The sequence below is a fragment of the Vitreoscilla stercoraria DSM 513 genome (assembly GCF_000382305.1).
GTDB lineage: Bacteria > Pseudomonadota > Gammaproteobacteria > Burkholderiales > Neisseriaceae > Vitreoscilla > Vitreoscilla stercoraria.
On record NZ_KB908019.1, the window covers coordinates 86,551 to 102,416 of the forward strand.

Below are 15,866 nucleotides of genomic sequence, written 5' to 3' on the forward strand. Positions count from 1 at the left end.
TTGTTTGATAAGGTAACTGTTGATGTGCAGCTTTTCGGTAATTGAAAACGTCTGCTTTGATTTAGGTTCTAATAGATTTGTAGAACAGTGTTAAAATAACGCTCGAATTGAATTAAAGGATGAGCATGTCTGAGCCTTTTGATGCCCGTGATTACGAGGCTGGCCATGATGAAGTATTGGCAGTGTTGCCGCCGCATTCTATTGAAGCGGAACAGGCTGTGTTGGGTGGTTTGTTATTGGAAAATAGCGCCTATGATCGCATTGCGGATATTTTGAGCGAAGAAGATTTTTACCGCCAAGAGCACCGTTATATTTTCCGTGCCATTGCACGCATGATTGAGTTATCGCGTCCTGCTGACGTGGTTACAGTACAAGAGCAATTGCAGCAGCAAGACGAATTGCAAGCTGTGGGCGGTTTGGCATATTTGATTAGCGTGGCACAAAATACGCCATCGGCTGCGAATATTCGCCGTTATGCTGAAATTGTACGTGAGCGTTCGGTACGCCGCCAATTGGCCAAAGTGGGTATGGAAATTGCCGAAATGGCACGCAATCCACAAGGGCGTGAGGCCAGTCAATTGCTTGACGAAGCGGAAAATCAAGTATTCCAAATTGCCGAAAGCAATAGCCGTGGTCAGCAAGGTTTTTTGAAAATGCCCAATTTGCTCAAAGAAGTGGTTGAGCGCATTGATATGTTGTACTCGCGTGACAATCCAGATGAAGTTACGGGCGTATCCACTGGCTTTTTGGATTTAGACAAGCGCACTTCAGGCTTGCAGCAAGGTGATTTGATTATTGTTGCAGGACGCCCATCTATGGGTAAAACGGCATTCTCGATGAATATTGCCGAACATGTTGCCGTACATGAGCATTTGCCTGTGGCTGTGTTTTCGATGGAGATGGGTGGTACGCAATTGGTCATGCGTATGCTCGGTTCCGTGGGGCGTTTAGATCAACATGTGTTGCGCACAGGTCAATTGGGCGATGAGCATTGGAATAAGCTCAATGATGCGGTAGTGAAGTTGTCTGATGCGCCGATGTATATTGATGAAACACCGGGTTTGACTGCATTGGAATTGCGTGCTCGTGCTCGCCGTTTGGCGCGTCAATATGGTGGTAAATTGGGTTTGATTGTCATTGACTATTTGCAATTGATGTCAGGTTCAGGACGCAGCAGTGATAATCGTGCGTCTGAATTGGGTGAAATTTCTCGCTCTTTAAAAGGTTTGGCTAAAGAGTTGAGTGTGCCTGTGGTTGCTTTGTCACAATTGTCCCGTTCGGTTGAGCAAAGAACCGATAAGCGTCCGATGATGTCTGACTTGCGTGAGTCTGGTGCGATTGAGCAAGATGCAGATATCATTATTTTCATGTATCGTGATGAATATTATAATCCTGATACCCAATACAAAGGTTTGGCAGAAGCCATCATTGCCAAGCACCGTAACGGTCCAACAGGGAAAGTGGCTTTGACCTTCTTAGGTCAGTATGCCAAATTTGACAATGCAGCGTTGCCTGAAGGCGGTTGGGATGATGAGTAGTTTGCTTCGTTTGTCTAAATGAGTTGCCATTGGTCATATCTTGATATGGTAGCCATGACTTTGAATCTATACTGATTGTATGTCATCAAATTATTTACTAGGGCAATTTTGTTAAATTGAGAGTTTAGGATGAAAAAGCAAATAGGCTTTACCTTAATTGAGTTGATGGTCACCATTATTATCATGGGTATTATGGCCGCTATTTCCCTGCCTGCCATGAATGGATTTATGGAGCGTCAGCGTATTAAAAGTGCATTAAATGGCTATGCCAATGCGTTAACTTTTGCACGCAATGAGGCCATTCGTCAAAATGTACCAGTGATAGCTTGTGGTGCCAGTATCAGTACAACAGGTCAATTGGCAGGTTGTGCCAATAATACGAAGTCTTGGTCTGAGGGTGTCTTTGTTTATGCGGATGTGAATAGAAATTCGGCTTATAACAGCACTGTCGATCGCAATATTCGTGTATTCAACAGTCCTAATGCGGGTAGTGGCGTGGCAGATGCGAACAAGTTGGATATTGCAGTTAAACTTAGTCCCTTGACTGGTACTAGTGCTGTCACAAATCCAAATATTCAATTTTTACCCAATAGCCAAGTGGTGATTAATGATGTCGCCAGTGCCAATTATGTGGTGATTGATATGCAATCCAAAAACAATACGCAACATACAGGTCGTGTATTGTTAGGGCCAACGGGAAAAATCATATCTTGCTCACAGCAAGTTAAATCTAATAATACAGGCAATAAAATTGCTGAATTATGTGGCTAGTGAGTCCAAGTAATATTAGATTGTGTTGGTTCCGTTATTCGTAAAAGTCATTAAGTAACCTAATCGTTTTGTGGATTGAAAAATGAAAAACCATCATTACCCATTTAGTCACAGACAACATGGCTCAACCTTGCTAGAAATTTTAGTCTCTGTATTTGTGTTGGGTTTTGGTTTGTTGGCATTGGTTTCCATGCAGTTGAAAACTGTGACTTCGGCCAGAGAGGCTGAAAATCAGACCATTATTGCCCATGCTGGTGATTCTTTTGTTGAAGCAATGATGATGAATCCTGCACGCAGCTTGGTAGAAAAAAACAATGAGGCATTGGCATTGCAGCGCGATTTTGGTGCATATGTGGATTTGACTGATGGCAGCATTACTAAAAATTGTACTGATGACAGTGCATTGTCTTTAACGGGCACTGCAGGAACGAGTACCAGTGGCGTTAATAAGGAAGCTGTTGCCAAAGCACATGTATGTAGCTTTGTGAAGAGAATCAATCAAATTCCAAGTTCAGGTAAAGTGAGTTGGAATATTTGCCAAGAGCAATCAGATAGCATTGCCACCGCACCGAGTTTTACAGGCACGGGAGATGATAAGAAAATTGCTTGTGGTGGTGCTGGAACGAATTTTGTTTTGAAGGTAATTTGGGAACAAGAATTAGAAGATGCAGAACAGTATCAAGATACAGATATTATCTTGAATGAAGACAATACTGCGGTTTTGTATACTTACCAAGTACCGATTGGTTAATAGAGAATAAATATGAAGCTTAATTCAGGAACGAAACCGCGTTTGAATGATATGCCAAGACAGTATCCACCGTCTTATACATATCAATCGGGCTTTACTTTGATTGAGTTTGTAGTAGCCTCTGCTTTAGGCTTGATGATTATTTTAGCCATAGGTGGGGCATATGTGGCCACTCAAAGAGTCAATGAAACTGCTACCATGCGGGTGGATCGTCAACAAGAGTTGCGGTTAGCAAGCAATTTATTGGTGCGAGATGCCCGTATGGCAGGAACGTTTGGTTGTGCTAATGTAGCCACTTTTACTGATAATGGTGCGACTAAGGATCATAGTGATTTAGACATAGATCAAGATGCCAGCTATTTTGACGCAAATGACGATCGTGTTTTTGCAACGCGGATTTTGCTAGCTGACTCTGATGTCATGAGTGATGTCATGAGTGCTATTGATGATACATTTGTTGCAGCAGCAGGTTCTGATATGGTGATTTTTAACTATGGAACCAATTCTCAGCCTTTGTTAGCAACCACACGCAGTGGCGTTAATCAATTGACGGGATTTTCTTTGCCAAATGGTACTGCTACGAACTTTGATGCCAATAGTGACAGTGTTGCAAATTCAGCAAGATTGGTATTGTCTAGCTGTCAGCGTGTGGATATTTTAAAGCGTAACCAGCTAACTATTTCGGGTGAGGACGCGACTTTGGATGCAAGTTTAGATCCTATTCCTATGTATCAAGCAGGTGAAAATATTAAAAATATAACAGGCGGTATTGGGGGGGAAGGTCATTTTGCGTCACAGGCAAGTTTAAGCAATCTGTATACAGTAGTTTATGTTGTAGGTAAGGTTCAAGGTGATTCACAAGCGAATGCATTGTATCGGTTTGAGTTGCAAACCAATGGCGCATGGACACCACCACAATTACTGGCCAGTCATGTCAGTAACTTGAAAGCAGAATATATTTATGTGAATAACTGTGTGGTTGTAGATAATCCTACTGTGGCTGAAAGCTATTTTGTTAGTCAAGCTGCATTCCTAGAGAAAAATAATGCTTCAGGCCATATGCAAGTATTAACGCCTAATGGCGTGCAGTTGAAAATAACCCCATCTGCAATCAATACCATTAGCAATGCATCTGAAACATTAACCAGCAATAATGACTTACAAGTGATGGTATTGAATGCCGCCATGCGAGGAGCAGATGCATGTATAGCCGAGTAAAGCAACAGGGATTCACGTTATATATCGTTTTGGTATTAATGGCGATTATTGCAACGTTGGTCTTGGCTGGAGGCCAAACGCTGAATACAGAAATGCGTATCAGCAGCAATGATGCGGATAAAAAATATGCTTTTGGATTGGCAGAAGAAGCTCTAAAAGCGGGTGAGTTGTATGCTTTAGAAACCATACATCCTACGGAAGTATTAGCCAATCCATTAATTACTAGCAGTTTAGAAGAGTTGATTCCTCGAGCTGATGTTTTTTTTGATGAAATGGTGGGCTCTGGGAAATTATTTACTGAGGACTGTGATAATGGTTTATGTGCTCCTGCCATGGAGCAGTCTGGAGGAAGTGGCGCTTATGCTGATACGCCTGCTTGGAAGCGAGATATATTTGTTGATGGTAAATCAATTGAATATATATTAAGTGACGCTAATGTTTCTCAATCCCCTCGCTATATTATTGAGTTTTTAGGTCCTTCTGCGGATGTGAGTAACACTTTATATCGTGTTACTGCAAGAGCTTGGGGTAGAAATGCCACAACAGAAGTCACTGTGCAATCTGTCATTAGCATCAACAACCAGCTGGAAATAGATTAATTACAATGATAAAGGTAGGATGATGAGTATGAGTCGATTGCATCAAAAAGGTTTTTCGCTGACTGAAATGATGGTAGCACTTGTGATTTTGGGTATTATCGTGGGTATTACTTTGCCTTTGTACAGCCGTCATGTTGAAAATACCCGTTTAACCCAAGCTAGATCTGTGGCGTTGCAATTACAACAAGAATTAAAAGTGTTGAAATTAAGAGCAGGTCAAATTACAGATGCCGAAATTGAAGCAGTCAATGAAAAAGCTGTTAGCTTAACCACTGAAAATAACTTAACGGCGTTTTTTGAGTTTGAAGCTGCTTTGGTGGGTAACAAGATATTTGTTAGCGTGACGCCTTTAGATACGTCAAAAGCTGGTTTGTATACAGATTCAACGGGTGAAGTATTTAAATGTCCAGATGCTGCCAGCGTGGCAGCTCGCTCTTCTTGTACCAAGTATTAAACGTAAACAGATTCTTTTTTACAAGCAATACGCCATGTGGGCCAAAACACGTTAAAATGTATGTGAAAATATGATTGGAGCGTGTTTTGGATTCGTTGGCCTATTGTCAGCAAAAAGCCGCCGCGAGCGGCTCTAATTTTTTGGTCAGTTTCAAATTTTTAAGTCAATCTAAAAAAGATGCTTTGACCATTATCTATGCTTTTTGTCGCGAAGTGGATGACATTGTGGATGATTGCACTGATGCCAATGTGGCGATGCAAACATTGCAATGGTGGCGTCAAGACTTGGCAAAAGTGTTTGTGGACGGTGAGGTGCCTGAGCATCCTGTACACCAAGCCATTGCAAGCATCAAAGAGCACTATCAATTGCCGCAAGAAGAGTTTGTGGCCATCATCGATGGCATGCAAATGGATTTGCAGCAAGCTCGTTATAACAGTTTTGGTGACTTACAATTGTACTGCCATCGTGTCGCTGGTGTGGTCGGTCGTCTGATTGTGCGAGTTTTGGGATTTAAAAACCCACAAACTTTGGAATATGCCGACAAAATGGGTTTGGCTTTACAATTAACCAACATTATTCGTGATGTGGGCGAAGATGTACGCAATGGTCGGATTTATTTGCCTGTAGAAGATTTGCAGAAGTTCTTTGTGTTGGCGACTGATTTGATGGCTTTGAAATCCACGCCTGAGTTTGAGCAAATGATGCAGTTTCAAATTGATCGTGCTAATCGAACGTATCAAGAGGCGATGGCTTTGTTGCCACCAGAGGACAAACAAGCACAGAAAATTGGTTTTATCATGGCAGCGATTTACCACACTTTATTGGATGAAATTCAAAAAGACGGTGGTCACAATGTCTTACGGTATAAAATTGCCATTCCCAATCCGCGTAAATTGCGCATTGCTTTGAAAACATGGTTATTTGGATTTAAGCCATGAAACCGAATATAGCCATTATTGGGGCAGGCTGGGCAGGCTTGGCTGCTGCGATGCAGCTGTCTGCCTATGCCAAAGTGACGGTGTTTGAAGCCAGCAAACAAGCAGGTGGTAGGGCCCGTGGTTTGACTGCTAAAAATCAAGTATTTGAGCATGTTGATAATGGTCAGCATTTGTTGTTAGGTGCATACCATCAAGTGTTACGCTTGCGTCAGCAAGCTGGTGTATCGGCGCAGCAAGACACATTGCGTCTGCCTTCGCAGTGGCATTTATTAGATGGTTTGGATTTTACAACGCCCAAATTACCAGCCCCAGTTCATGTTATATGGGGTTTGTTAAGAGCCAAAACATGGCGATTTTCTGATAAAAAGCGATTTTTACAGGATGCATATGCACTCAAAAGTGCTGTCTCTTGGCTGAAAACTCACGATATCAGTGTGCAAACTTGGCTGCATCAGCGTCAAGTACCGCAAAAACACATTGCTGAATTTTGGCAACCTTTGGTTTTGGCAACCATGAACACACCTCTGGACATTGCCAGTTTGCGTATTTTGGCAGTAGTGGTGACAGAGGGGATGCTCAACGAGCGTCAAGACAGTGATTTTTGTTTGGCACAAGTGGATTTACAGCAGTGGTGGGTTGACCCTGTTTGCCGTTATTTGCGTCGCCATGGTGTCAATATACAATTGCAAACCCGCGTACAAAATTTACAAAAAGATGTGGATGGTCGACATTGGTTTGTAGATGGACAATGTTTTGATCGTGTGATTGTCGCGACTGCGCCTTATCATGTGGTCGATGTGTTGGGTGAGCATGCATCTTCGGTGCAAACTTATTTTGAACAATTGACATACAGCGCGATTACCACAGTTTATCTGCGTTATCCTGAGCCATTGACTTTGCCACATACCATTCAAGGGACGGCATATGGTTTGAGTCAATGGGTGATTCATCGTGATCAATTGAATGCCAATCATCGCAACGAAGTGGCAGTGGTCATCAGTGTGTCTGAGCAGCATGAAAACATGACACCGCAAAAATGGGCGGATGCTGTGCATCAAGATTTGTTGCAATGGCAACCCAATTTGCCTCAGCCTATGGCTTCACAAGTCATTACTGAAAAACGTGCGACGGCTCATGCAACCGTTAACCGAGCTTTGCCGTCTATGGCTGCTTTGAATAAGCAAGGCGTGTATTTGGCAGGCGATTATTGTCACCCGCATTATCCTGCAACTTTAGAAGGTGCAGTGCAAAGTGGTCAAATGGCCGCAGCCATGTGTTTGGCTGATTGGAAAAGTATTTAATGTGTTTGACCAAAGTGAAGATTCAAGCGTCCTGAAAGCAATTGGCATTGGCGTGTATCTGTTATCTGTATTCTAGCAACCCATACAAGCGTCCTGAAAGATTATGGCCAAAGTTAAAACGCAATACCAATGTACAGAGTGTGGTGGTAGCACTTTGAAATGGCAGGGGCAATGTCCTGCTTGTGGGCAATGGAATACCTTGCAAGAAAGTGTCATTTTGCCTGAAAGCCAAAACCGTTTTGATGCGTGGAGCCAAACCAGCAGCAAAGTGCAAAACTTGGCAGATATTACCGCTGAAGAAGTGCCTCGCTCTAGTACAGGTTTGTCTGAATTAGACCGTGTGTTAGGTGGCGGTTTGGTTGAGGGCGCGGTGGTTTTGATTGGTGGCGATCCTGGTATAGGTAAATCTACTTTATTGTTACAAGCGAACGCATTGATGGGGGCTAATCGTGCTTGCTTGTATGTTTCAGGCGAAGAGTCGGCGCAGCAAGTGGCTTTGCGGGCACAGCGTTTGAGCTTGAATCCTGCACACATTCACTTATTGGCAGAAATTCGTCTAGAGGCCATTGTGCAACATCTGCGCGAGCGCCAGCCTAAAGTGGCGGTCATCGATTCGATTCAAACGCTGTATTCAGATCAAATCACTTCTGCTCCAGGCTCAGTGTCGCAAGTGCGGGAGTGTGCCGCGCAATTGACACGTGTGGCCAAGCAAACAGGTGTAACCATTTTGTTGGTGGGGCATGTGACCAAAGATGGCGCCATTGCAGGACCTCGTGTGTTAGAGCATATGGTGGATGCGGTTTTGTATTTTGAAGGCGATACGCACAGTAATTATCGTATGATACGAGCCATTAAAAACCGTTTTGGTGCTGCCAATGAGCTCGGTGTGTTTGCGATGACGGACAAAGGTTTGAAAGGTGTGGCAAACCCATCAGCGATTTTTTTGGCGTCTTATCGGGATGATGTCCCTGGTTCTTGTGTATTGGTCACGCAAGAAGGCAGTCGTCCATTATTGGTAGAAATTCAAGCTTTGGTAGACGATGCACATGGTTTCACACCCAAACGCCTGACTGTAGGCTTGGAGCAAAATCGTTTGGCGATGCTATTGGCCGTCCTCAATCGCCATGCAGGCATTGCTTGTTTTGATCAAGATGTGTTTTTGAATGCGGTGGGTGGCGTTAAAATCATGGAGCCTGCTGCTGACTTGGCAGTGATTTTGGCCATGGTCTCTAGCCATCGCAATCGACCTTTGCCGCAAAAAATGATTGTGTTTGGTGAAATAGGTTTGTCAGGCGAGGTGCGTCCTGTATCTCGTGGGCAAGAGCGTTTGAAAGAGGCTGAGAAATTGGGTTTTACCCATGCCATCATTCCCAAAGCCAATTTGCCGCGTCAAAAAAGTGATTTTCCCCAACTAACCCTACATGGGGTATCTTCTATCCAAGAAGCTGTTGAAATTTGTCGTCGCGACTGAGCAATCAGTGTGAGAGGAATCTATGTCAGAGAGTGAGAAACGTGTGAGCGATGAAATTGATGTAGAAGATGTAGAGCCTATCGATCCTTTGTCTTTATTGCAGCAAAACCAAATCGACCCTGCTACCGAATTGTTGTTGCAGGCTTGGATTTGGCATATGTTGTTGCCTTTGGGTGGTCAACTGGATTTCATTGGTGACCATGGTTTTGAAGACATGAATGTGGCCAATTTGTTAAAAGCACATTTGTGGTTTGAGACCGAAGATGAATATGAACCGATTGCCGCCAGAGCGCAGCTTAAGCGACATTATATGCAATGGCAACAACACATTCATTGGGATGGTTTGTACGAAAAAGGTGTCCCTAATGTTTTGAAAGCCAATATTGCTGCTTGGCAAGAATTGTTAGGCTTGAATGCCACCGAAAGCAAAATTCTGACTTTTGTGATTTTGCTTTACCATCACAATGTATTGAATCAAGCCGCACAATTGATGGGCGAGCTGAACAGCCGTCAGGTGGTTTTGGCGTTGTCGGTAATTTTACAATTGCCTGAAGCCGATGTTCGAGAAGCTTTAGGGCATCAGCAAACTTTGTTTCACACAGGTTTGCTTAAAGTTGATCACAGCAGTGAATATCCTTTGCGCAGCAAGATTGATTTGATGAGTGGTTATTTTGCCACTTGGATGTGTTTGGAGTGTATCAGTCCAGTTGAGTTGCTCAAACGCCATGTTCATGTGGCACCGAATACCGAATTGGCTTTGGATGATTTTGCGCACTTGGGGACTTTGGTGCCTGCCTTGCGCCATTATGTGCCTAAAGTCATGTCGCAACAGCAAGCAGGTTGCAATATTTTGATTTACGGTGTGGCAGGTACGGGCAAAACCGAATTCACACGCGCTTTGGCGCAAGAGTTGGGTTTAGAATGCATTGAAGTGGCATGGGCAGATGATGAAGGGAATCCTGCTAACCGTGAGGCACGCATGAGTGCGTTGCGTGCTGCGCAGCATATTTTCGCCAAGCAAAACATTCTATTGTTATTTGATGAAGTCGAAGACGTCTTTAATACGGAGCAAAAAGACTATCAATTGAACAAAGCGTGGCTCAATCGCATGTTGGAACAAAATGCGGTACCAACGGTGTGGATTACCAATCGTGTGGACATGATGGACAGGGCGGCTTTGCGCCGCTTTGACATGGTCATTGAGATGAAAGCCCCTCCAAGAGCCAAGCGGCGTGAGATGATTGCACGCTTGACCAAAGGCTTTTTGAATGCAGCCGAAGTGGAACAACTGGCTGAGCATGAAGATTTGGTGCCTGCGATGTTAGAACGTGCACACAAAGTCACCGAGCAAGTTGCCGAGGTGCTCAGTGCAGCTGAGCAAGCGGTTTTGTATAAGCAATTGTTGCATAGCACGCTCAAAGCGCAAGGCATCAGTTCTTATTTGAATCGCAAAAACGATTATGGTGCGTTATACGATGTGGCTTGGATCAATACCCATCATGATTTACAGCAATTGTCACAAGGTTTGGCCAATCATGCGGTCGGCAGTTTGTGTTTGTACGGTCCGCCAGGCACAGGTAAAAGTGCTTATGTGAAGTGGTTGGCACGCCAATTAGGACGGCCGCTATTGTATAAAAAAGGCTCGGATTTATTGTCCAAATATGTGGGCGAAAGTGAGCGTTTGATTGCGGAGGCTTTTGAAGAGGCAATACGTGACGATGCCATTTTGATTTTTGATGAGGTGGACAGTTTCTTGCAAGATCGCCGCCAAGCACATCAATCATGGGAAGTGACACAAGTCAATGAAATGTTGACACAAATGGAGGCTTTTCAAGGCATTTTTGTGGCGACGACCAATTTGATGAAACATTTAGACCAAGCGGCTTTGCGCCGATTTGATTTCAAAATCGAGTTTGGCTTTTTGCGTTTGGAACAGCGCTGGCAATTGTTTCAAGCCTATTGTCAGCATTTTGGCTTGGCATGTCCACACAGCTTAGAATATGCAGTAGGCAAATTGCATGTGTTAACGCCAGGGGATTTTGCGGTGGTGGTGAAATGTTCACGCATTACGCCGATACAATCTGCCGAGCAATTTTTACAATTGCTGCAAGCGGAATGTGCGCTCAAAGAACAAGGCTCTAAAACGGCCTTAGGCTTTATGTAGTTTGTAGGCTAAGCCATGTTTACAGGACGCTTGTAAGCGTCCTGTAAATGATGACAGCATTTTGTCAGTCTTGTCGACGGTATTCAGGCTTTAAACGGATGTACAAAGTGCGTTTGACTTTGGCAATCACTTGACCGTTGGCATCGACAATGTGATTTTCCAAGACGGGAAAATGTTTGTCGCCATCGTTACAGGCCGCTTTGATTTGGGCAATTTTTTCGGGCAACAAATGACATTCAAAATACGCCGCTTGATAAGCGGGTTTGATGAATTCAATGGTGGCTTCTTTGTCCCAAACAAAATATTGCTTACCAAAAATACCTAATAACATCAATGGATAAACCGGGTCGGTCATGGCAAACAAATTGCCACCGAACTGGCTGCCATTGACATTGCGTGTGGCAGGCCAAGCGCGCAGCTTGACTTTGCAACGACTAAAATCATCCGATAACTCTTGGATGTAAATGCCTGCAAACAAAAATGGCGGCCAAACATTCATAAAACGGCGCAAACGTGTGGCATCGGAAAACACCCATTGTTTGAGCTGTTCTATCATGATGCTGGATTCACTTGATAAAAGCGGCGTTTGAAGTCTAAGCCAGCGGCTTTTTCAGTGTGCAAACGTTCTTCACCCACGCTGTGTTTGACCACTGCCAAAATCAAAGAACCCATCGCTTGCGGTACGGTGTTAATGACCACGCCCACTTCTTCATCCGCATCGTCCAACAAAGCTTCGCCAGCTTCCACTAAATTCTGAGAGCCATACATCACCAAACCACGTTTGACCTGACCTCGGTATTGTGCGCGGGCAATGATTTCTTGGCCTGGGTAACAGCCTTTGCGAAAATGCACGCCACCTAAAAGGTGTTGGTTTAACATTTGCGCCACGCAAGTTTCGGTATTGGCTGCTACAATCCATGGATAACCATGATTGATTTCATGGCTCAACCATTGGTAAGCTGACTTTTCATGGTATTCAGGCAAGCTTGCAGTATCGCCGACCAGTAATTCGCCAGCATGTGGCAATGCAATGCGCCAAAAATCTTGTTGTTCTGTTGCATTTAATAATAATGGTGGCGTTTCTGGTAAATCAAAATCTTCATCAGTAGGTTGTAAGCTGCCAGCCACGCTTAAAGTTTCAGAGGCATTTTCCAATACTGCTTTGCTGCGCATCACAAACATGCGCAAGCGTTTGGCTGTGACTTCGATTAAATCTTGCGCCATGATGAGCCACAAAGCGTCTCCCGTGTTTAAAACCAACATATTGGCTAAGACACGACCTTTGGGCGTGTTGTAAGTGGCGTAGCAAGCTTGAGAGGCAGGCAGATTATTAATGTCGTTAGACAATTGGTTGTGCAAAAAAGCCGCACGGTCTTCGCCTGTGACTTTTAATACACCCAAAAAAGGCAATAAGCTGTTTGAGGTATGGGTCATTTACATGCTTTCTATGTGGGTAGATAAAAATGGATAATCAGTATAGCCCTTCGCATCACCGCCATAAACCGTTTCAGCACGATAAGGATTCAGGTCGCTTTGTTGGGCGATGCGCTCAGGATAATCAGGGTTGGCAATGAATGCACGACCAAAAGCGGCAGCATCGATTAGATTGGCATCTATCAAACGTTGCGCTTTTTCAGGCGTATACAAACCCGCACCAATCAAGCAGCCTGTAAAGCGTTGGCGAATTTGTTGGCGCAATTCATCGCTTAAAGAGGCTTCGCCTGCATAATCTGGCTCTGAAATATGCAAATACAACACGCCTTTTTGATGCAATTGTTCAATCAATTGCAAGCTTTCGGCTTCACCCAAATCACTTGGCATGCCGTTGAATTTACCCAAAGGCGAAATGCGGATGCCAACGTGCTCACTGTCCCAAGCTGCGATACATGCATCGACCACATCCATGATTAAGCGGCTGCGATTTTCAAAGCTGCCACCATATTGGTCGTCACGGTGGTTGATAGATGACAATAAAAATTGATGTAACAAATAACCATGTGCAGCATGGATTTCCACAAAATCAAAACCTGCGGCTTGAGCACGTTTTGTCGCTGCGGCAAAGTCAGCAATCACTTGTTCAATTTCTGCCAAAGAAGCCGCGCGTGTGGCGGTGGTATCAACACGATAAACTTGACCTTGCGCATCTTTGAGCGAAGTGCGAACCGCTTCAATGTCGACGGCAGAAGCTGAAATCGGCGCTAAGCCTTCAGGCTGTAAGCTTTGGTGCGATACCAAACCTGTGTGCCACAATTGCACACCAATTTTACCGCCTTGAGCGTGAACGGCAGCAGTAACATTTTTCCATGCCGCTTGTTGCTCATCGGTGTGTAGACCTGGTGCACCAGCATAGCCTTTGGCTTGAGCAGAGATTTGTGTGGCTTCTGCAATGATAAAGCCCGCACTGGCGCGTTGGGCATAGTATTGTGCTGCCAATGGGCCAGGGATATCGCCTGGCTCAATCGAGCGCAAACGGGTTAACGGTGCCATGATGATGCGATTGGATAATGTCATTTGACCGACAGTCAAAGGTTGAAACAAAGATTTAAATGCAGACACAGTGCTTCCTTTTGTGATTGTATGTGTGAATGAAAGTTAAAAACCGCTTCCAGTAGAAGCGGCCTGTAAAAATACAGCTTAAATATCTACGTCCACATCGCGACCTTGCGCTTCCATCCAAGCCCGACGGCTGGCTGCTTCCCCTTTGCCCATCAATTTCACAAAGATGGCATGGGTTTGTTCATGTTCTTGTTCTGGGATGGACACAGGTAACAAGCGGCGTGTATCTGGATGCATGGTCGTGTCTTTAAGTTGGTCGGGATTCATCTCACCCAAGCCTTTAAAACGGCTGATACTGTATGCTGTCTCTTTGACACCTTCTTGTTGCAAACGGTCTAAAATGCTGTTTAATTCTTGCTGATCTAGTGCATACAATTTACGTGCAGATTTGGTTTTGCCTTGCGCATTGACATCCACGCGGAATAACGGTGGTTGAGCAATAAAAATATGACCGTGAGCGATTAATTGTGGGAAATGGCGGTAGAACAGCGTCAATAATAAAACTTGAATGTGAGAGCCATCCACGTCGGCATCGGATAAAATGGCGATTTTGCCATATCGCAAACCTGATAAATCCACTTTGTCATTCGGGCCGTGTGGGTCGACGCCGATGGCAACCGAAATATCATGGATTTCATTGTTGGCAAACAATTGGTCTTGGTGGGTTTCAAACGAATTTAAAACTTTACCACGCAAAGGTAAAATCGCTTGAGTGGCTTTGTTGCGTGCCAATTTGGCAGAACCACCTGCCGAATCACCTTCGACCAAGAACAATTCATTTTCGCGTATGTCTTCGCTTTCACAGTCGGTTAATTTGCCAGGCAAAACCGCCACGCCTGAGCCTTTGCGTTTTTCAATTTTCTTAACGGATCGCTGGCGTGCTTGTGCTTGTTTGATGGCCAATTCGGCAATTTTTTTACCAATTTCAGTGTCTTTGTTCAACGCCAATTCAATGGCATCGACCGCCACTGCAGACACCAAGCGCAAGGCATCACGATTGGTTAATTTGTCTTTGGTCTGACCTTGGAATTGTGGATCTAAAACCCGCGCTGACAAAACAAACGCCGCTTTGGCAAACACATCATCGGCCTGTAATTTGATGCCTCGTGGCAATAAATTGTGGTGTTCAATGAAATTGCTAACGCCAATGAATAAAGCTTGTTTGAGCCCTGCAATATGGGTGCCACCCAATGGCGTCGGAATCAAATTGACATAGCTTTCATTGGCAATAGAACCTTCTTCTAAAAAAGACAGGGCAAATGCAGCGCCTTCGCCAGCTTGAAAATCGTCATGCTCGGAGCCGATATATTGTGCGGTATGTAAAATAGGTACCAGCAATTGAGCATGGTTTTGTTCAACCAAATCTTGCAAATACCCTTGTAAGCCATCAGGATAATGCCATTCTTGCACTTGAGAGTTGGCCAAAGTCAAACTGACTTTGACACCGGGCAACAAAACGGCTTTGGCACGCAATAAGCGTTCGATTTCAGCAATAGAATAGTGAGCATCTTCAAAATATTGTCCATCAGGCCACACTCGCACCGTCGTGCCAGTATCTTTTTTGGCGCAAGTGCCGATGGCTTGCAAAGGCTCAATAATATCGCCGCCTGCAAAGACAATTTTCGATATCACACCATCGCGTTTGACAGTAACTTCTAAACGGGTAGACAAGGCATTGGTCACTGATACACCTACGCCATGCAAGCCGCCTGAAAACGCATAAGCACCACCGTCTTTTTTATTGAATTTACCGCCAGCATGTAAACGGGTGAATACTAATTCGACGACGCTCACTTGCTCGCTAGGATGCAAACCCACAGGAATACCACGACCATTATCAGCAATACTCATCGAGCCATCGGTATGAATGGTGACAGCGATGGTCGAAGCGTAGCCACCCAGAGCTTCATCGGCTGCGTTGTCGATGACTTCTTGGCAAATGTGAGTAGGATTGTCGGTGCGAGTGTACATGCCTGGACGCTGTTTAACAGGTTCCAAGCCTTTTAAGACTGTGACGCTGGATTCGTCATATTGCTGCTGTAAATCTGACATAAGGAGTGTGAGCGATTCAAAAATGGGATTAGTGTAACGGTTTTTGCCGTATT

Annotated in this window: 14 protein-coding genes; 10 read left to right on the plus strand and 4 right to left on the minus strand. The window is 44.4% G+C overall.

Going from position 1 to position 15,866, the window contains the following annotated elements:
• Positions 1-125 precede the first annotated feature (125 nt).
• The 10 genes from dnaB to H150_RS0101820 all read left to right on the plus strand — a co-directional run bounded on the left by dnaB (position 126) and on the right by H150_RS0101820 (position 11,205).
• Positions 126-1,538 carry a replicative DNA helicase gene (gene dnaB, locus H150_RS0101775; protein ID WP_051082972.1) on the plus strand — a complete coding sequence of 471 codons (1,413 nt, stop codon included), beginning with the start codon at positions 126-128 and terminating at the stop codon, positions 1,536-1,538.
• Positions 1,539-1,667: 129 nt separating this feature from the next.
• Positions 1,668-2,309, plus strand: coding sequence for a GspH/FimT family pseudopilin (locus tag H150_RS14655; RefSeq protein ID WP_019957328.1), 642 nt, complete (start codon positions 1,668-1,670; stop codon positions 2,307-2,309).
• An 82-nt stretch (positions 2,310-2,391) separates the two neighbouring features.
• Positions 2,392-3,060 carry a type IV pilus modification protein PilV gene (gene pilV, locus H150_RS0101785; protein WP_019957329.1) on the plus strand — a complete coding sequence of 223 codons (669 nt, stop codon included), beginning with the start codon at positions 2,392-2,394 and terminating at the stop codon, positions 3,058-3,060.
• A 12-nt stretch (positions 3,061-3,072) separates the two neighbouring features.
• Positions 3,073-4,278 (plus strand): PilW family protein, encoded by a 1,206-nt coding sequence (locus tag H150_RS0101790; RefSeq protein WP_026353390.1) that lies wholly within the window; start codon positions 3,073-3,075, stop codon positions 4,276-4,278.
• Positions 4,263-4,877: a pilus assembly PilX family protein gene (locus tag H150_RS0101795; protein ID WP_019957331.1), complete on the plus strand. Its 615-nt coding sequence runs from the start codon at positions 4,263-4,265 to the stop codon at positions 4,875-4,877. The genes H150_RS0101790 and H150_RS0101795 overlap by 16 nt, the downstream gene beginning before the upstream one ends.
• 28 nt (positions 4,878-4,905) lie before the next feature.
• Complete coding sequence (locus H150_RS13520) at positions 4,906-5,331, plus strand: type IV pilin protein (RefSeq protein ID WP_019957332.1); 426 nt, start codon at positions 4,906-4,908, stop codon at positions 5,329-5,331.
• Between the two features lie 86 nt (positions 5,332-5,417).
• Positions 5,418-6,269 (plus strand): presqualene diphosphate synthase HpnD, encoded by an 852-nt coding sequence (hpnD, locus tag H150_RS0101805; protein WP_026353391.1) that lies wholly within the window; start codon positions 5,418-5,420, stop codon positions 6,267-6,269.
• Complete coding sequence (gene hpnE, locus H150_RS0101810) at positions 6,266-7,570, plus strand: hydroxysqualene dehydroxylase HpnE (protein ID WP_019957334.1); 1,305 nt, start codon at positions 6,266-6,268, stop codon at positions 7,568-7,570. The genes hpnD and hpnE overlap by 4 nt, the downstream gene beginning before the upstream one ends.
• 103 nt (positions 7,571-7,673) lie before the next feature.
• On the plus strand, positions 7,674-9,041 hold the full coding sequence (gene radA / locus H150_RS0101815; protein WP_019957335.1) for a DNA repair protein RadA: 1,368 nt from the start codon (positions 7,674-7,676) through the stop codon (positions 9,039-9,041).
• A gap of 22 nt (positions 9,042-9,063) precedes the next feature.
• The gene (locus H150_RS0101820; RefSeq protein WP_019957336.1) at positions 9,064-11,205 is read left to right on the plus strand and encodes an AAA family ATPase; all 2,142 of its coding nucleotides are present in this window, start codon (positions 9,064-9,066) and stop codon (positions 11,203-11,205) included.
• Positions 11,206-11,269: 64 nt separating this feature from the next.
• Here the strand turns inward: H150_RS0101820 and H150_RS0101825 are convergent, their stop codons facing one another.
• The 4 genes from H150_RS0101825 to H150_RS0101840 form a co-directional block, all read right to left on the minus strand.
• Positions 11,270-11,761: a DUF4442 domain-containing protein gene (locus H150_RS0101825; protein ID WP_019957337.1), complete on the minus strand. Its 492-nt coding sequence runs from the start codon at positions 11,759-11,761 to the stop codon at positions 11,270-11,272.
• Positions 11,758-12,639: a CAF17-like 4Fe-4S cluster assembly/insertion protein YgfZ gene (ygfZ, locus tag H150_RS0101830; RefSeq protein ID WP_019957338.1), complete on the minus strand. Its 882-nt coding sequence runs from the start codon at positions 12,637-12,639 to the stop codon at positions 11,758-11,760. The genes H150_RS0101825 and ygfZ overlap by 4 nt, the downstream gene beginning before the upstream one ends.
• Entirely contained in the window at positions 12,640-13,761 is a 1,122-nt protein-coding gene (gene nemA / locus H150_RS0101835; protein WP_019957339.1) for an N-ethylmaleimide reductase, read from the minus strand.
• A gap of 78 nt (positions 13,762-13,839) precedes the next feature.
• Positions 13,840-15,813, minus strand: coding sequence for a DNA topoisomerase IV subunit B (locus H150_RS0101840; RefSeq protein ID WP_019957340.1), 1,974 nt, complete (start codon positions 15,811-15,813; stop codon positions 13,840-13,842).
• Positions 15,814-15,866 lie beyond the last annotated feature (53 nt).